This is a genomic window from Arthrobacter sp. ISL-85 (genome assembly GCF_018613675.1).
In the GTDB taxonomy this organism is placed as follows: Bacteria; Actinomycetota; Actinomycetes; order Actinomycetales; family Micrococcaceae; genus Arthrobacter.
In genome coordinates this window covers 88,053-104,585 of record NZ_JAGGPQ010000015.1, presented here as the reverse complement: position 1 = coordinate 104,585, position 16,533 = coordinate 88,053, and the positions used below count along the sequence as shown (strand labels likewise).

The window sequence follows — 16,533 nt, the reverse complement described above, 5'->3', positions numbered from 1 at the left end:
CCTTTCGTTGTTATCGGCTTCAGGAACGCGGGGCCGAGTACATTTCTTCGATGACGGTTTCGAAGTCCTTCATGACTTGTGCCCGCTTGACCTTCATGGACGGGGTCAGGTGGCCGGAGGCTTCCGTGAAGTCGTCCGGGACGATGCGGAAGGACTTGATGGCCTCGGCCTGGGAGACCGACGTATTGGCTGCCGTAATCAGGTCCTGGACTGCGGCCTTGACCACTGGGTTGGACGCTGCCTGCTCCAGGGTGGTGTCGGCCGGGAGGCCGTGGCGCTGGAGCCAGCCCGGCAGGGCTTCCTGGTCGAGGGTTACCAGGGCCCCGATGAAGGGCCTGTTGTCACCAACCACCAGCACCTGCGAGACGAGCGCGTCGGCGCGGATCTGGTCTTCGAGCAGGGCAGGGATGACGTTCTTTCCGCCGGCGGTGACAATGATTTCCTTCTTGCGGCCAGTGATCCAGACGAAACCCTCTTCATCCAGCCGTCCGATGTCCCCGGTGTGGAACCAGCCATCCGTGAAGGCCTCGGTGGTGAGGTCTTCCCGCCTGTAGTAGCCGCGCATGACGCAGACCCCCTTGGCCAGGATCTCGCCGTCGTCGGCAATCTTCACGGCGTTGCCCGGCAGCGGCTTCCCCACAGAGCCAATCTTGATCCTGGACGGCGTGTTGACCGTGATGGGCGCGGTGGTTTCGGTGAGGCCGTATCCCTCGAGCACCTGCAGGCCGATTCCCTGGAAGAAATGCCCCAGCCGCTCGCCCAGGGGCCCACCGCCTGACACGGCGTGTGCCACGTGTCCACCCATGGCGGCGCGCAGCTTGCCGTAGACCAGCTTGTCGAACAACGCGTGCCGCAGCTTCAGGCCAAGCCCCACCCGTCCGTCCTGCCGGGCCTTGGAGAAGGCGACGGCAGTCTCGGCGGCCCGGTGGAAGATGGCGCCCTTGCCGCTGTCCTCGGCCTTGGTCAGGGCGGAGTTATAGACCTTTTCGAAGACCCTGGGCACCGCCAGGATGAACGTCGGCTCGTAGCTCTGCAGGTCCGCAAGGAGGTTTTTGATGTCAGGGGTGTGGGCCACCGTGGTTCCGGCAGCCATGGCCAGCACCGAAATGAACCGGGCGAACACATGGGCCAGCGGCAGGAACATGATGGTCTTTGCGTTCTGGTGGACGATGTCGCCGATGATCGCGAGGGCGTTGTCCGAGAGTTCCACGAAGTTGCCGTGCGTGAGTTCGCAGCCTTTGGGCCGTCCCGTGGTTCCGGAGGTGTAGATGATGGTGGCCACGTCCTGCAGCCCGGCCGCGCTGCGTCGGGACTCCAGTTCCTCATCGCTGACGCTGCGGCCGGCCTCGCGGAGGCTGTCCAGGCCCTGGCCCTCAAGCTGCCACACGTGCCGTACTTCCGTCAGGCCTTCGGCAGTGACGGCCTGGCGGATGACGTTCTCATGGTGGGCGGACTCGCCGAAGGCGGCAACCGCCCCGGAGTCGCCCAGGTTCCAGGCCACCTGGGACGGGGAAGAGGTTTCATAGATGGGAACCGACACCGCGCCTGCGAACCAGATGGAGAAATCCACCAGTGCCCACTCATAGCGGGTGCGGGACATGATGCCCACGCGGTCACCCGCGCCGACCCCGCTGGCAATGAGTCCCTTGGCCAGGGCCTGAACGTCGGCCAGGAACTCGGTGGCGGGCACGTCGCGCCATGAGCCTGCAGCATCCAGGCGCGAAAACAGGGCCGGGTTGCTGGCCTTGCCCGCCTGCCGCAACACCAGGTCGGTGATGTTGGTTTCGGGTGGGACAACAACCAGGGGCGGAACACTGAATTCGCGCACTATAGCTCCTTTGATATCTGAAGTCCCGCGCAGGGGGTTTGCCTAAAGACTAGTACCCAGGGCAGAACAGTGCAGTACACAAACCTACTGGCGAGTAACTTAGCCGTCAATCGCCTAAGGGTAGGACTGTATGTAAAGACAATCCCGCAGCCCGCCTAGAATGGTGGACTATGTACGGACCGTTGCCCGGCGATCAGGCCGGCCCCCTTGGAAGACCGGCTCCCTGGCGCCGCCGCCCCGCCAACCACCGTGCCGGGCAGCTGCATACGGGTGTTGGCGGGCACCTCCGGCTGGGCCGCAAGGGACTGGCCATCGGAATCGACATTGGGGGAACCAAGGTGGCCGCCGGGGTGGTGGACGCCGAAGGGCGGATCCTCAGTGAGGCCCGCCGCTCAACCCCCGGCACGGATCCGCGGGCTGTGGAGCAGGTCATCGTGGAACTGGTGGAGGAACTCGGCCGGGGACACCGCATCTGGTCAGTGGGCATTGGCGCTGCCGGATGGATGGATCTGGCCGGCGGGACCGTCCTTTTCAGCCCGCACCTGGCCTGGCGTAATGAGCCGTTGCGTGAAAACCTCCAGCGGCTTCTCCGCCGGCCGGTGCTCCTGACCAACGACGCCGATGCAGCAGCGTGGGCCGAGTGGCGCTTCGGTGCCGGTCAAGGGGAGGACCGCTTGGTCTGCATCACCCTGGGCACCGGCATTGGCGGGGCCATGGTGATGGACGGCAGGGTGGAACGCGGCCGGTTTGGCGTAGCAGGGGAGTTCGGCCACCAGATCATCATGCCCGCTGGCCACCGCTGCGAATGCGGGAACCGCGGGTGCTGGGAACAGTATGCTTCCGGCAACGCCCTTGGACGGGAAGCCAGGCTCCTGGCCCGGTCCAACTCACCGGTGGCCCAAGACCTGCTGGCAGCCGTGGGCGGACACCCCGAAGCAATCACCGGAGCCGTTGTGACCGAACTGGCCCTTGCAGGGGACCCCGCATCGCGGGAGCTGATCGAGGAAGTCGGCGAATGGCTCGGGCTCGGGCTGGCCAACCTGGCAGCGGCACTGGACCCGGGCCTGTTCGTTATTGGCGGCGGGCTGTGCTCAGCCGGCGACCTGCTGGTGGAGCCGGCCCGCAAGGCGTTCGCGCGGAACCTGACGGGGCGCGGATTCCGCCCGGCTGCAGGGATCGAGTTGGCGGCCTTGGGCCCCAACGCGGGCCTCATTGGTGCCGCCGACCTTTCCCGCGTCAGCAGCCGCGTCCGCAGTTGACGACGGCGGCAGGTTGGCTTTTCGTCGGGGCCTAGACCCTGGCGCCGTCGTCGTCGCCGTTCTTTTCCTGGGGCAGCTTCATGATCAGGAACACCGTGGCCAGCACGAACACCGCAACGATGCCGACGATGGCCAGCAAGGGTGCTGACCGCCAGAACATGGCCGAGAGCAGCAATGCCACGGGTCCGCCCAGGGCTCCGAGCCAGGCGAGCATTGTCAGGGGGTCGGTGCCGGCCAGGCTGGGCGGCTCCTCCGGCACGAACTCCTCGTCGCCGTCGTCCACGTCATAGTCCCTGGGACCATCGCTGGAGCCCTCCGCGCCATGCCCGGCCGGCGCCTTCGGCGGCCGATCAGCTTCCGACAGTTCGGCAGGTGGCGTCCCGGCCAGTCCCAAGGGATCGAAGTCGCGGAAGGATGGCTGCGCCGGCGTCTCCGGTGCAGCGGCAATGGTGTCCGGGGGCGCGTGTTCCCCGGGCCCCGGGGAATCGGGGCGAATCGCCACGGTATCCGATTCGAGCCTTGCCACCAGGTCCAGCCAAACGGCGTCGTCCTGGTTGGCGCCCTGGTCCGGCTGATCGGAGTCAGGCCTGTTCACTGACGGCCTCCTGTCCGGGGGCCGCCGGGCCGGGCGGGCCCGCCGCGGCGGCCGCTCCGCCCTGGACTACCCGCTGGATGAAGGCCACAGACCCCTCGAAGATGCGGTCGGCGTCGTTATCCAAGGTGGCCACGTGGTAGCTGTTCTCGAGCCTCACCACTTCCAGCGGGGCGTGTGTCAGCCCACGCCGGAGGACGTCCATGCTGGCGTCGGACACCACGTGGTCCACGGTGGAGCGGTACACCTGCACGGGTGCGGTGACCCGGGGAAGGAGCCGGACCGTGTCCCTGAACATCTTGTTCAATTCATGGGCGGCGGCCACGGGCGTACGTGCATACGCGCCCTCATCCACCCCTGGCTTGAGGATGTCACTGCCGATGGACGGGGTGCTCTTCAGCACCAGCTTGAGGATTCCTGCCAGCGGTGCCCGGGGATCGTCAATGACCAGGCCGGGGTTCACCAGGAGCACTCCGGCGGCCGGCCGGGTGGCGGCAATGCGCAGGGCCAGGGCGCCGCCCATGCTCAGGCCGGCGGCGAAGACCTGGTCGCACTCGGCGTCGAGTTCCAGGAAGGCGTCATCCAGGGCTCCGTGCCACTGCTGCCAGCGGGTGCGGGCAAGATCCTGCCACGTGGTCCCGTGGCCCGGCAGCAGCGGCATCCGGACGGCGAAACCGGCGGCGGCGAATGCCGTGGCCCAGGCGCGCAGGCCATGGGGGCTTCCGGTGAAGCCGTGGGACAGGACAACCCCCGTGCGGGGCCCTTCGCCGCTGAAGGCGCTGGCGAACGGGCTGTGGTCCGGACCGGAGGTCATGGCGTCTCCAAGGTACTGGTGCGGTGGGCGTGGGCGGCGACGAACTCTCCCGACCTGGCGAAGATTACTGGCGCGTCAACGTCCAGAGTAGCCACATGTCCGCTGCTGGCCAGGTCCAGCACTTCCGTGAGGTTTCCGCCCAGCCCCTTTCGCAGCAGGGCCAGTGACGTGGGCGGGACCACGGCATCGGTGCGCGACTTGAAGACCTGGACAGGGGCGCCCACGCGGGGCAAGGCGCGGACGGTGGAACTGAACAGTTTCTTGAGCTCGTGCACTGCAGCCAGCGGTGTCAGCGCATAATCGCCATCGTTCGTGGCCGCCGCCGTGGGCTGGTCCTCCTGGATGGGGACTGTGGTCCGCTGAAAGTATTTGAGGAGGCCGATGATGCGCACCCGGCGGTCGTAAAAGCTCAGGCCAGGGTTGACCACGCTGACCCCTGCGACCTGGTGGCGTGATGCTGCGAGCAGTGCAATGGCACCGCCCATTGACAGGCCGGCGGTGAAACAGGAATCCGTCCGCCCTGCCAGGTCGAGGAGGGCCCTTTCGTAGCTGCGGTACCAGTCCTTCCAGCCGGTCACTGCGAGCTCGCGCCAGTCTGTTCCGTGCCCCGGCAGCAGGGGGACGGATACGGCGTACCCCAAGTCCGCCAGGTGCTGTGCCCACGGCATGACACTCAGGGGACTGCCTGTGAAGCCGTGGCAAATGGCCACGCCGGTCCGGGCATTGGCGCCGTGGCCGGGATAACTGAAAGCGGCCGGACGGGACGGTGTGCTGCTTTCGGTCATGACTCCATCGTGTCACTGTTCCAGCCAAATCTCACTAGAGTAGGGTTGCATTGAATCGCTGGCCAGGCCCGATGCAGGGACTGGGGCTGCCTTCCGGAGAGGTTCACCACGTGTTCTATTGGGTCATGAAACGGATCTTCCTCGGTCCAGTGATCAAGCTGCTCTTCAGGCCCTGGGTCAAGGGCCTGGACAACATTCCCGCGCAGGGGGCCGCCATCATCGCCTCCAACCACCTGTCGTTCTCCGATTCCATTTTCATGCCGCTCATGGTGCGGCGGCCCGTGGTCTTCCTCGCCAAAGCCGAGTACTTCACAGGAACGGGCATCAAGGGCAGGCTCACCGCCGCGTTCTTCCGCCTCACCAACCAGTTGCCCATGGACCGCTCCGGAGGGGCTGCGTCCGCTGCATCCTTGAACGCCGGGATGGAAGTGCTGAACGCAGGCGGGCTGCTGGGCATCTATCCGGAAGGTACGCGGAGCCCGGACGGACGGTTGTACCGCGGCAAGGTCGGCGTGGCCAGGCTGGCGCTTGAGGCAGGCGTCCCCGTGATCCCGGTCGCCATGATCGGCACTGACAAGGTCCAGCCCATCGGAAAGCGGCTGCCAAACATCCGCAGGATCGGCATGATCTTCGGCGAACCGCTGGACTTCAGCCAGTATCGGGAGCAGGCCGGGGACCGGACGGTGCAGCGCAAGGTCACGGACCAGATCATGTCCCGGCTGCTGCGGCTCTCGGGCCAGGAGTACGTGGACGAATACGCCGCCGTTGTGAAGCTGCGGCTCGCCGGCAAGCCAGAGGAACCCCGGGCCGCAGCCGAGCCCCTTGCCGGTCCGGCCGCCTTCGGGGGTGGGTTCGAACAGGACGCCGGTTCCGGCCGGGCTTCCGCGCACCCCGGCGCGGAGGACGACGCCGGCACCCCTGCCACGGGATAGCGGAACCTTCCGGTGGGCGAACATCAGTTGTGACGGCGACAGCGGGCAGCGTGACGGCCCGGTGCCTGCCGCTGCCGCCCTGCCGCTAGTCTTAGAGGGTGACTGAGCTATCTGCAAAACCCGCCTTTTCGCTGTCCAGCACCGCCCAGAGCGGAGCGGCCAACTATCCCGGACTCGACAACTGGCGGGACCTTCCCATCTCCCAGCAACCCAGCTGGCAGGACCGGGACGTTTTTGAAGCTTCCGTGAAGGAATTGTCCGCCCTTCCGCCGTTGGTATTCGCAGGCGAAGTGGATGTGCTCCGCGATCGGCTCGCCGCTGCAGCCCAGGGCAAGGCGTTCCTGCTGCAGGGCGGCGACTGTGCCGAAACTTTCGAGGCCGCCACGGCGGACAAGATCAGCGCCCGCGTCAAGACAATCCTGCAGATGGCCGTGGTGCTCACCTACGGCGCGGCAACGCCGGTCATCAAAATGGGCCGCATGGCAGGCCAGTTCGCCAAGCCCCGTTCCTCCAACGACGAAACCCGTGACGGCGTTACCCTGCCCGCCTACCGCGGCGACATCGTCAACGGGTACGACTTCACCCCCGAGTCCCGCGGCCACGATGCTGCGCGGATGCTCCGCGCCTACCACACGTCGGCCTCCACCCTGAACCTCATCCGTGCCTTTACCCAGGGCGGCTTCGCGGACCTGCGTTCCGTGCACCAGTGGAACAAGGGGTTTACCGAAAACCCGGCCCACGCCCGCTACGAATCACTGGCCCGCGACATCGACCGGGCCATCAAGTTCATGGAGTCCTGCGGCGCCGACTTCGAAGCCCTAAAGCGGGTGGAGTTCTTCGCGAGCCACGAGGCGCTGCTGCTGGATTACGAACGCGCGCTGACCCGCATCGACTCCCGCACCGGCTTCCCCTACGACACCTCTGCCCACTTCCTGTGGATCGGGGAGCGCACCCGGGAGCTGGACCACGCCCACGTCGACTTCCTCTCGCGGGTACGCAACCCCATCGGTGTGAAGCTGGGCCCGTCCACCACTGGTGATGACGCACTGCGCCTGATCGACAGGCTCGACCCGGACCGCGAGCCCGGCCGCCTCACTTTCATCACCCGCATGGGCGCAGGCAACATCCGCGAAAAGCTGCCGGCCGTCGTGGAGAAGGTCACCGCCTCCGGGGCGAAGGTCCTGTGGGTCACCGACCCCATGCACGGCAACACGGTCACCTCGCCCAACGGGTACAAGACGCGCAACTTCGACGACGTTATCGATGAAGTGCGCGGCTTCTTCGAGGTGCACCACGGCCTGGGGACGGTACCGGGTGGCCTGCACGTGGAGATGACAGGCGACGATGTGGCCGAGTGCCTGGGTGGCGCGGATCCGATCGACCAGGATGCGTTCCTGGACCGCTACGAGTCCGTGTGCGATCCCCGCCTGAACCACATGCAGTCCCTCGAAATGGCTTTCCTGGTGGCCGGCGCCCTCGCCAAGCACTAGGACCGAACTCCGGCACCTGCTTCAGCCATTGGGAACCGGGGTGGCCCGCGGCGCGCCGCCCCGGTTACACCACGGTAATGGTGACCACAGAGCCTTCCGGAACCTCCCGGTTGACCGGTGACTGGTCCCGCACCGTGCCGAAGAAACCGCCCAGGATGTTGTTCACCCGGACCTGGAAGCCCAGTGCCTCGAGTGCCTTGCGTGCCTCGGACGCCTGCTTGCCGATGAAGCTGGGAACGGCCACCATCCGGGGGCCCTTGGAGATTGTCAGGGTGACCGTTCCACCCTTGGCCAGCGTCCCGTTGGCAGGGGATTGGCTGACGACGGCGCCCTCCGGAACGTTCCTGTCGAACACCTGGTCAGGGGCTACTTCGGCAGTGAGGCCTGCTGCCTCAACCGCAGCCACGGCATCGTCCTCAGCCTTTCCCACCACTGACGGTACGGGAATGGGCTGTGGGCCTTTGGAAACTCCGATACCTACGGGAGTACCGTGGCGGGCAGGGGTGCCGGCAGGTGGATCCTGGGACAGGACGGTTCCGGCGGCTGCTGTGTCATCGAACTTTTCGGTGACCGTCCCCAGCGCCATCTCCGCCGCGTTGAGGGCCCTCTTCGCTTCGTCCAGGCTTCCGCCGGTGAGTTCCGGCAATGGGAAAAGCTGGGGACCCTTGGACACCAGCAAAGAAACGGGCTGGAACTTCCGTATTTCCGTCCCCGCCGCAGGCTCGCTGCCCACCACCAGGCCCGTGGGCACGTCGTCGTCGAAGACGTCGCTGGTGGTGGAATGGAAGCCCACTCCGTTGAGCAGCTGCTGGGCCTGGGCAACTGTCTTGTTGGCTACGGCGGGGACCGCAGCGGCGGCACCGGGACCCATTCCGAAAAACCACCCGGCGCCCGTCGCCAGCAGGGCCGCGAGGATGAGGACCACCACCCATATGAGGCCCCGGCGGCGGGGATTTCCCGCTCGAAGGGTATGTACCGGTGTGGCAGCGGCCACGGCGCGGAGCTTCTCGCTTTCCCTGTCCGCTTTCCGCTGCGCCCTCTTGCCCAGCCGCGGCGGCGGGGGAGACCAGCCGCTGTCGGCGTCGTCGTCGGGCAGTGCAAGTCCGGGCCGCTGGTGGTAGGCCGCCTGCCCCGGCGGAGCTGCCCCTGCCGCCCCGCCCCGCACCCCGGGGTACTGTGCTTTCGAGTATTGGGCTTTCGAGTACTGCGCTTCCGGGTATTGACCGGGCGGGTAGGCGGGGGCGGCGGGCCGGGCGGGCGGCATCAGGGTTGTTGGATTGCTGGCGCGGCCCAGGATCTCGGTCTGGTGCTGGGCGGCAGCCGCGGCTGCGGCCGGTGGCTGCAGGTCCAGCTCCGCGTCGCTGAGGTTGGTGCGGATGTGGCGCAGTTCCTGGAGCAGCGCGTTGCCGTCCACCGGCCGGTTCTCGGGATCATTGGCGGTACACCACTGCACCAGTTCATCCACTTCGCCGGCCAGGCGGGGGACCAGGTCCGATGGTGCCCCCACCGTACCGTTGACATGCTGGTAGGCCACCTGGATGGGCACTTCGCCCTCGAAGGGCTGCCGGCCCGTCAGCATTTCGTACAGCATGATGCCCACGGAATAGACGTCGCTGCGTGGGTCTGCAGGCCTGCCAAGGACCAGCTCCGGGGAGATGTAGGCCACTGTTCCGATCAAGGCCCCGGTGCTCGTTGAGCTGGTGACGGCGCGGGCCAGTCCAAAGTCGCCGATCTTGATCCGGCCGTCGTCGGCAATCAGGACGTTTTCGGGCTTGACGTCGCGGTGGATGAAGCCGGCGGCGTGCGCCGCGCCCAACCCTTCCACCACGGGATCGATCAGTGCCAGCGCAAGCCGGGGCGGGAGCGCACCCCTGTCCCGGAGGACGTCCCTCAGCGTGTGGCCCTTGATGTATTCCATGACGAGGTAGGCGGTGTTGCCGTCGTTGCCCTGGTCCAACACACCTACCACGTGCGGGTGGGACAGGCGGGCGGCGGCCTTGGCTTCACGGCCCAGCCTGCCCAGGAAGTTTTCGTCGGCCGCGAGGTGGGGGTGCAGCACCTTCAGTGCCACCTCGCGGTCCAGCCTTTGGTCCACTGCCAGGTAGACAGTGGACATCCCGCCACGGGCAAGCCTGGAGGTGACTGCATAGCGGTTGTCCACCAGCGTCCCTACAACTGGGTCTGACACGTGTTCCTGCACCCTACGATCCTAATCCCGCAGCAAAACGCGTCCGAAATGAATACGGGTCCGAACCGGTAACGGTTCGGACCCGCAAACATGTATTGGTCAGTGGCCGGAGCTCAGCTGAAGTTCTTCTGGTGCGCCTTGATGGCCGCCAGGTATGCCTTGGTGTCGTCGTACATGCCGTACTTGCTCACCGAGTATTGGCCCTGGTAGTAACTCGCGATAGCGGTGTCCTGGTCCTTGCTGGTGGCCAGCAGCTGCCGGATGATGGCAACACCGGCTGTGGCGTTGTCATACGGGTCCAGCAGGTTCAGTTTCCGGCCGACGAGGTCCGATGCCCACTGCCCGGAGCTGGGAACGACCTGCATCGTGCCGATTGCGTTGGCCGGTGACACGGACCGCTGGTTGAAGCCGGATTCCTGGAAGGCGAAAGCCAGGGCCAGGGAAGGATCCACGCCCATGCGGCGTGCCGTGTCGGCAACGATGTTCTTCATTTCATCCCGTGAGGGAACGGGCGAGGCGTTCAGCAGGGCCTTGTTGTCATTCGCGGAGCTGACAACAGCGGCCGGGTAGCTGAACCCAAGGAAGGAACTGGGCACCAGGGGAGCGGCAGCCGGCTGGGGCGCCGCTGGTGCAGGCTGTGCGCCCACCGGTCCTGAGCCGCCGGGGATGACCAGCTTGCTGCCCGGGTAGATGACAGTGGTCATACCCAGCTTGTTCGCGGCGAGCAGGTCCGACAGCTTGACGCCGTGGCGGGACGCGATGGCCGAAAGCGTATCGCCGGCCTTGATGGTGTAGGAGCCTGTTGCCGGAGCCGAGGTGTTTGCCAGCGGTGCGGGTGCAGGTGCAGGCGCGGCCGGGGCTGCGGGGGCAGGTGCGGGGTCGCCGCCGCCTACCTTGACCTTTTGTCCCGGATAGATAATCGAGCGCATGGAGAGGTTGTTCCAGGCGAAGACGTCCGAGAGGGAGACATTGTGCTTGGCGGCGATGGCACCAAGGGTGTCACCGGGCTTCACCGTGTAGGTTGCCCCGCCTGAGGGGGTCGGGGCCGCGGGGGCTGCCGGGGCGGCGGGTGCAGGAGCCGCGGGCTCCGCCGAGCCGGACAGCTTGAGTTTCTGGCCGGGGTAGATGATGGTGTTGGCCTGCAGGTTGTTCAGCTTCAGGATGTCCCCGGTGTTGAGGCCGAAGCGGCCGGCGATCCCGCTGACGGTATCACCGCGGACGATGGTGTACTCCGCGGGTGCCGCCGGCTGTGCGGGCTGGAAGGCCGCGGGAATGGTGGTGGAGACAACGGCGGCAGGAATTACGGTGCCGGCTGCTGTCGCTGCGGCCTGGGCCTTCATGGCTGCTGCAAGGCTGCTGGGAATGGTCCGTGCGGGCTGCTGGGCAGTGGCCGGCTGGGCGAGGGCCAAGGATGACAATACGACCGCTGGCAGCGCCGCGGTGGTGGCGGCAATCATCGGCAGACTCGGTTTGGGGGGCTGCTTGCGCGATCGGGACATCGTCATCGGAAAGAATCCTCTTCTCAACTGCGGGTGCGGACGCGGACGGGGATGCCGCTATCAATCTTGATACTACTGTGACTCAAGTTATTCGTGTTACAAATGTGATAAAAGTGAATCTCTCATGAATCTGCGAATAGCACAAGAATTTTAGGAATCCGGGTATTGGCCTCTTCTTGGGAGTGTCCGCAGGCCAGAGGCGGAATGAGGTGCCCCGACTAGGCGCCAGGGCACGCGGCGTGGCAACCTTGATCCGTGAGTAATGTAGAAAACCTGGTGGGCGAATGGTTGCCGCTGCCCGACGTCGCCCGTTTATTGGATATTTCAATCACCCGCGTGCACAGCCTGATCGACGAGCGCTCCCTGGCGGCCTTGCGCGTTGGCGACCGGAAAATCCGGTCCGTCCCCGCGGAGTTCATCCAGGACGGCCAGGTGGTGGACAGCCTCAAGGGAACCATCGTGGTGCTGGCTGACGCCGGCTACTCCGACGAGGACCTAATTGTGTGGCTGTTCACGGAAGACGAATCACTGCGCGGCCGGCCCATCGATGCCCTGCGCGAAGGCCGCAAGACGGAAATCAGGCGCAGGGCCCAGACCCTGGCCTGGTAGCAGTCCGCGTCAGGAGGCGCGGCTGACGGTGGCCTCAGCCAGCCTCCGCAGGGCCGTTTTGGGCAACTCTTCCAAGTCAAGCCCATCAAGCGCATGGAAAGCTGCAGCGCCGAATTCGTTGATGAGGACTTCGGTGGCCTGCAGCGCTCCGGAATCCTCGATGATCCGCCTGATCTCCAGGATGTCGGCGTCCGATAGATCCGGGCTGCCAAGGCTGGCATCGATGAATGCCGACTCCTCCGGCGAAGCCTGGTCCAGGGCGAGGGCCACCAAAACGGTCCGCTTTCCTTCGCGCAGGTCATCCCCGGCCGGCTTGCCGGTGGTTAACGGATCGCCGAACACGCCCAGGACGTCATCGCGGAGCTGGAAGGCCTCGCCCAGCGGAAGGGCAAAGGCGGAGTAGCCCCGGAGCAACTCATTGGAGGCTCCAGCCAAGGCTCCTCCCAGCGCCAAAGGATGTTCCGTTGAGTACTTGGCGCTCTTGAACCGGATGATCGACTGCGCCCTGCCCACCGCTCCGGCCCGGTCCCGGACCGGACCTGCCACTTCTTCCAGGATGTCCAGGTACTGGCCGGCCATGACCTCTGCCCGCATGAGGTTGAAGATCAGCCTGGCCCGGCTTCCGGAGGCAGCACGCTCGCCGATGTCTGTGAACGCCTCCTCGCTGAAGGACAGGCAAAGGTCACCCGCAAGGATGGCAGCAGCCTGGCCAAACCGTTCGCTGTCCAGCGCCCAGCCCTGCGAGGTGTGCAGCTGGCTGAAGCGGCGGTGCACGCTGGGGCCGCCCCGCCTGGTATCCGAACGGTCGATGATGTCGTCGTGGATCAGGGCGGCCGCCTGGAACAGCTCAAGCGCAGCGCCGGCCGTGACCACCTGGCTGGCCCCGGCCTCGCCACCTGCACCCCGCCAGCCCCAGTAGCACATCAGGGCGCGGAGTCGCTTTCCGCCGGTAACCAAATTGGATATTGAACCCATGATGGGTTCGATGTCCGGGGAAATGCCGGACATCACGGACTGCCGTGCGGTCAGGAAACCCGTGAGCTCTCCGGCCACCCCTGCTACGAAGCCGGCCTGTTCATTCCTCAGCTGTTCGGCGGCCGTCACTTTGCTGACTCAGCTGCCACATTGGCACCGATGGTGAAGGTGGAAACGCCGGCGGCTTCAACTACCGAGAGGTTAACAGTCTCGTTATCACCGCGAACGAAATCCTTGGAGGCCACTCCGCCCACATTGTCGCCGGGAACGGCCTTGAAACCCTGGCCTTCCAGGGCCTTGCTGTAAAAGTCGATGACGGAGGCGGTGGGTGCCGTGACGGTTCCCACGAGCGCTGCAGTGGAAGGCGTGGAGGCCTTATCAAAGCTGCTGGAGACCACTGTTGCCCCGGTCATCAGAGGGAGGAGTTGCTTCGGAAAGCCTTCCACCATGGCGCCCACGGTTGCGGAGGTATTGGGCGACGCCGACGGGCTGGGTGAAGCCGTCAGGGTGGAGTGGGTGGCGGCAACGGTAGCAGGCTGGGATGGCTCGGCTTGTCCGGACGGGGTCTGGCTACAGGCAGCCAGGACCAGCGCCCCAACGGCGGCAAGCGCGGCCAGGCCAGCTGGCTTGAAGTATCCAATAGCCGTCACGAAGACTTTCCTCCTGGTGTTGTTGGCGGAACCAGCCTTTAGTTTAGCCAGCCTGCAATGCTCCCCGGACAAACCGGCGCTGTCGGCACAAACCGATAGGATTGCAGCCGTGGGGCCCGCAGGTAAGAACCAGGCATCCGCCGCGCCCCTTCCGGGCCGGCGGCGCACGTGCATCATGCACGTGGACATGGATGCCTTCTTTGTATCGGTGGAGCTGCGCACCCGCCCCGAACTTCGCGGCAAGCCCGTGATCGTCGGCTTCCCGGGGGAGCGCTCAGTGGTCCTTTCGGGGTCCTACGAGGCCCGCGCCTTCGGCGTCAAATCCGCGATGCCCATGGCCGTGGCAATGCGGATGTGTCCGCAGGCAGTGGTGATCGAACCGCGGCACAAGCTCTACTACGAGGTGTCCGGGCAGCTGATGGCCATCTTTGAATCCATCACGGGACTCGTCGAGCCGCTTAGCGTCGACGAGGCCTTCCTGGACGTCACAGGCGCACTGCGGCGGCTTGGACCGCCCAGGGGGATCGGTGAGCTTATCCGCCACCGTGTCGCTGCGGAACTTGGCATCACCGCCTCGGTGGGCATTGCGGAGACCAAGTTCGTCGCCAAGATCGCGTCCACGCGGTGCAAGCCGGACGGGCTGCTGCTCATAGGGCCGGACCAGACCGTGCCTTATTTGCACAGTTTGCCGGTGGGTGCTCTTTGGGGTGTGGGCGCCAAGACCAAAGAGGTGCTGGCAAAGATGGGAATCAGGACCGTGGCGGACGTGGCGGCAACCCCGGTGTCGTCGTTGAAGAAGGTCCTGGGCGCAACGGGCGAGCACGTGCACCAGCTCGCATGGGGCATCGATCCCCGTCCCGTGACCCCGGTGCGGTTGGAAAAGAGCATCGGAGCGGAAGAGACCTTCGCCGTGGATACCGACGACGATGCCCTCCTTCGCCGGGAACTGCTGCGGCTATCCCACCGCACCGCTGGACGCCTTCGGAGCTCCGGAATGCTGGCCCGGACCGTGGCGCTGAAACTGCGGTTCGCCGACTTTTCCACCATCACCAGGAGCAGGACAGTCCAGACTCCGGTGGACAGCGCCCAGCTGATCTACGCGGTGGCACTTCAACTCCTGGAGTCCGTGGGGACAAGGGCCATGGCCGTGCGGCTGGTGGGCGTCAGGGCTGAGCAACTTGAGGAAGCAGCCCGGACCTCGCTCCAGCTGAGCATTGACCGCAGGGATGACAACTGGCGCGCGGCCGAGCAGGTACTGGATGAGGTGGCACGGAAATTCGGCAACAAATCGGTCCTTCCCGCTCGCCTGATGGAGCCGGAAAACCGGCCGGGCGACAGCACGCAACGGCCCGCCTGACAGGCTCCGGCGAAGTCATTGCCGTCTTTCAGATCGGCCCTCAACAATCTATCCTTAGAGATACATAGTTTCGAGTGAATGGACTTACTGCCGGACCCTCTTGGACATGCTCCCGCTCCCGCGAACGCATGCTGGGTTCCCGCTTTGGCCAAGGCTGGCCGGCGGGAACTTTCCAGCAACAGCAGGCGTTCTACGGGGTAGTAGTAGTGGCTGGGATCAGCCCGGACGTTGGCCTACAAAAGGAGGTCGTGATGCCGCTGTCGGAGCACGAACAGAAGCTGCTTGAGCAGCTTGAGAAGCAGCTTCACGAGGACGACCCCAAATTTGCGAACTCAATGGGTTCGGATCCGGGGCGGTCATGGTCTACCAGGCATGTGGTCATTGGGGTCCTGTGCGCGTTGGCCGGCGTCTTCCTGTTGCTGGTCGGGGTAACCCTCCAGAGCATATTTGTGGGCGTGCTGGGCTTCGTGGTCATGGGCGGCGGGGTTTACTTCGCCACTTTGCGCAGTTCCCAAGGCAAAGCCCGCTCCAAGGCCAGCGGGGGAAAGCCTGGCAAGCAGCGGAGTTCGTTTATGAGCAGCCTCGAGGAGCGGTGGGACGAGCGCCGCAGGGGTGAACCGTAAGCCGCCCCGGAAGGCCGGCCGCGGCCACCGCTCCCGGCTCCTCCATTTCGCTCCCCTGACACCAAGGGACTGCAGGAAAAGACCCGCCCCGGCGGGTCTTTTCGCATTTAAAGGCCCATTGCCCTCGAATGCCGTCCATCCCGCGGGCTGATGGAATTCACAAGGCCCCGCCGCGCGACATTCCCTCCACTTCCCACAACCGTGTCCATTCCGCGGCATTTCAAGGAACTATTCCCACGTTCTGGCGGGCCCCGAGGCCGTTTTGCGTTGACTGTGGTGGAAAGTGGAGTAATGTGGAGGACATAAGAGGGTGGTTGCAACATAGGGGATGGGCAATTCCTGACGGCGGACAGGCGGTGGGCCAGTGTTTCTGGGCACTCACTCGCCGCGTCTGGATGAAAAGGGACGGATCATTCTCCCCGCTAAGTTCCGTGAGGAGCTTGCCAGCGGGCTGGTTCTCACAAGGGGCCAGGAGCGTTGCATCTACGTCTTCAGCGAGAAGGAATTTGCGCGGGTGCACGAGCAGATGCGGGAGGCTCCAATCTCCTCCAAGCAGGCACGTGACTATATCCGCGTATTTCTCTCTGGAGCCTCGGACGAGGTACCTGACAAGCAGGGGCGCGTGACCATTCCACCGGCGCTCCGGGAGTATGCGGGACTCGGAAGGGAACTTGCCGTTATCGGCGCCGGTACCCGCGCCGAGATCTGGGACGCCCAGGCTTGGAATGAATACCTCGCGGAGAAGGAGACGGCCTTTTCCGAAACTGACGATCCCATTCCGGGCATTCTCTGAATTCCGGAGCGGGGTGGCAGCTGGTTTCTTGGATGAGATCTCCAGCCGGCCCATCGGCTGCCAACCTGGCTCACCTTCCCCGGAGCCAGGCGGGCAGGACGATAGGCGCGGATGGGGATCTGGTTCCAGAAGCAGCAGG

The 16,533-nt window shown here is 65.5% G+C and carries 15 protein-coding genes; 7 read left to right on the top strand and 8 right to left on the bottom strand.

Annotated elements, in window-relative coordinates:
• Positions 1-19: 19 nt before the first annotated feature.
• Complete coding sequence (locus tag J7I84_RS11420; RefSeq protein ID WP_214944573.1) at positions 20-1,828, bottom strand: long-chain fatty acid--CoA ligase; 1,809 nt, start codon at positions 1,826-1,828, stop codon at positions 20-22.
• Positions 1,829-1,998: 170 nt separating this feature from the next.
• On the opposite strand from J7I84_RS11420, the gene J7I84_RS11415 reads away from it, so the two are divergent.
• Complete coding sequence (locus J7I84_RS11415) at positions 1,999-3,087, top strand: ROK family glucokinase (RefSeq protein WP_251046482.1); 1,089 nt, start codon at positions 1,999-2,001, stop codon at positions 3,085-3,087.
• Between the two features lie 31 nt (positions 3,088-3,118).
• Here the strand turns inward: J7I84_RS11415 and J7I84_RS11410 are convergent, their stop codons facing one another.
• The 3 genes from J7I84_RS11410 to J7I84_RS11400 are packed head-to-tail and all read right to left on the bottom strand — an operon-like array spanning position 3,119 to position 5,278.
• On the bottom strand, positions 3,119-3,682 hold the full coding sequence (locus J7I84_RS11410) for a hypothetical protein (protein ID WP_214944571.1): 564 nt from the start codon (positions 3,680-3,682) through the stop codon (positions 3,119-3,121).
• Positions 3,669-4,493, bottom strand: coding sequence for a carboxylesterase (locus tag J7I84_RS11405; RefSeq protein WP_214944569.1), 825 nt, complete (start codon positions 4,491-4,493; stop codon positions 3,669-3,671). The genes J7I84_RS11410 and J7I84_RS11405 overlap by 14 nt, the downstream gene beginning before the upstream one ends.
• Positions 4,490-5,278 carry a carboxylesterase gene (locus J7I84_RS11400; protein ID WP_214944566.1) on the bottom strand — a complete coding sequence of 263 codons (789 nt, stop codon included), beginning with the start codon at positions 5,276-5,278 and terminating at the stop codon, positions 4,490-4,492. Before J7I84_RS11400 ends, J7I84_RS11405 begins: the two co-directional genes overlap by 4 nt.
• Before the next feature lie 110 nt (positions 5,279-5,388).
• On the opposite strand from J7I84_RS11400, the gene J7I84_RS11395 reads away from it, so the two are divergent.
• Both J7I84_RS11395 and J7I84_RS11390 read left to right on the top strand, forming a co-directional pair.
• Positions 5,389-6,210: a lysophospholipid acyltransferase family protein gene (locus tag J7I84_RS11395; protein WP_311381134.1), complete on the top strand. Its 822-nt coding sequence runs from the start codon at positions 5,389-5,391 to the stop codon at positions 6,208-6,210.
• Positions 6,211-6,308: 98 nt separating this feature from the next.
• Complete coding sequence (locus J7I84_RS11390; protein ID WP_214944562.1) at positions 6,309-7,700, top strand: class II 3-deoxy-7-phosphoheptulonate synthase; 1,392 nt, start codon at positions 6,309-6,311, stop codon at positions 7,698-7,700.
• A 64-nt stretch (positions 7,701-7,764) separates the two neighbouring features.
• Here the strand turns inward: J7I84_RS11390 and J7I84_RS11385 are convergent, their stop codons facing one another.
• Both J7I84_RS11385 and J7I84_RS11380 read right to left on the bottom strand, forming a co-directional pair.
• Entirely contained in the window at positions 7,765-9,900 is a 2,136-nt protein-coding gene (locus tag J7I84_RS11385; protein ID WP_214944560.1) for a Stk1 family PASTA domain-containing Ser/Thr kinase, read from the bottom strand.
• Between the two features lie 101 nt (positions 9,901-10,001).
• Positions 10,002-11,393: a LysM peptidoglycan-binding domain-containing protein gene (locus tag J7I84_RS11380; protein ID WP_214944557.1), complete on the bottom strand. Its 1,392-nt coding sequence runs from the start codon at positions 11,391-11,393 to the stop codon at positions 10,002-10,004.
• 249 nt (positions 11,394-11,642) lie between these two features.
• Here J7I84_RS11380 and J7I84_RS11375 point away from each other — a divergent pair, with 249 nt between their 5' ends.
• A complete protein-coding gene (locus J7I84_RS11375) occupies positions 11,643-11,996 on the top strand; it encodes an Rv2175c family DNA-binding protein (RefSeq protein ID WP_214944555.1) in 354 nt (117 codons plus the stop codon).
• A 9-nt stretch (positions 11,997-12,005) separates the two neighbouring features.
• Here the strand turns inward: J7I84_RS11375 and J7I84_RS11370 are convergent, their stop codons facing one another.
• On the bottom strand, positions 12,006-13,100 hold the full coding sequence (locus J7I84_RS11370) for a polyprenyl synthetase family protein (RefSeq protein WP_214944553.1): 1,095 nt from the start codon (positions 13,098-13,100) through the stop codon (positions 12,006-12,008).
• On the bottom strand, positions 13,097-13,621 hold the full coding sequence (locus J7I84_RS11365) for a hypothetical protein (protein ID WP_214944551.1): 525 nt from the start codon (positions 13,619-13,621) through the stop codon (positions 13,097-13,099). Before J7I84_RS11365 ends, J7I84_RS11370 begins: the two co-directional genes overlap by 4 nt.
• A gap of 175 nt (positions 13,622-13,796) precedes the next feature.
• Here J7I84_RS11365 and dinB point away from each other — a divergent pair, with 175 nt between their 5' ends.
• The 3 genes from dinB (at position 13,797) to mraZ (ending at position 16,394) form a co-directional block, all read left to right on the top strand.
• Positions 13,797-14,978: a DNA polymerase IV gene (dinB, locus tag J7I84_RS11360; RefSeq protein WP_214944630.1), complete on the top strand. Its 1,182-nt coding sequence runs from the start codon at positions 13,797-13,799 to the stop codon at positions 14,976-14,978.
• A 251-nt stretch (positions 14,979-15,229) separates the two neighbouring features.
• Complete coding sequence (locus J7I84_RS11355; RefSeq protein WP_214944549.1) at positions 15,230-15,601, top strand: DUF3040 domain-containing protein; 372 nt, start codon at positions 15,230-15,232, stop codon at positions 15,599-15,601.
• A gap of 364 nt (positions 15,602-15,965) precedes the next feature.
• Entirely contained in the window at positions 15,966-16,394 is a 429-nt protein-coding gene (gene mraZ / locus J7I84_RS11350; RefSeq protein WP_018763545.1) for a division/cell wall cluster transcriptional repressor MraZ, read from the top strand.
• Positions 16,395-16,533: the final 139 nt, after the last annotated feature.

Coding starts and splice junctions, on each gene's coding strand:
- dinB (WP_214944630.1), top strand. CDS start 13,797: ATGCACGTGGACATGGATGCCTTCTTTGTATCGGTGGAGCTGCGCACC.
- J7I84_RS11355 (WP_214944549.1), top strand. CDS start 15,230: ATGCCGCTGTCGGAGCACGAACAGAAGCTGCTTGAGCAGCTTGAGAAG.
- J7I84_RS11400 (WP_214944566.1), bottom strand. CDS start 5,278: ATGACCGAAAGCAGCACACCGTCCCGTCCGGCCGCTTTCAGTTATCCC.
- J7I84_RS11415 (WP_251046482.1), top strand. CDS start 1,999: ATGTACGGACCGTTGCCCGGCGATCAGGCCGGCCCCCTTGGAAGACCG.
- J7I84_RS11380 (WP_214944557.1), bottom strand. CDS start 11,393: ATGACGATGTCCCGATCGCGCAAGCAGCCCCCCAAACCGAGTCTGCCG.
- J7I84_RS11405 (WP_214944569.1), bottom strand. CDS start 4,493: ATGACCTCCGGTCCGGACCACAGCCCGTTCGCCAGCGCCTTCAGCGGC.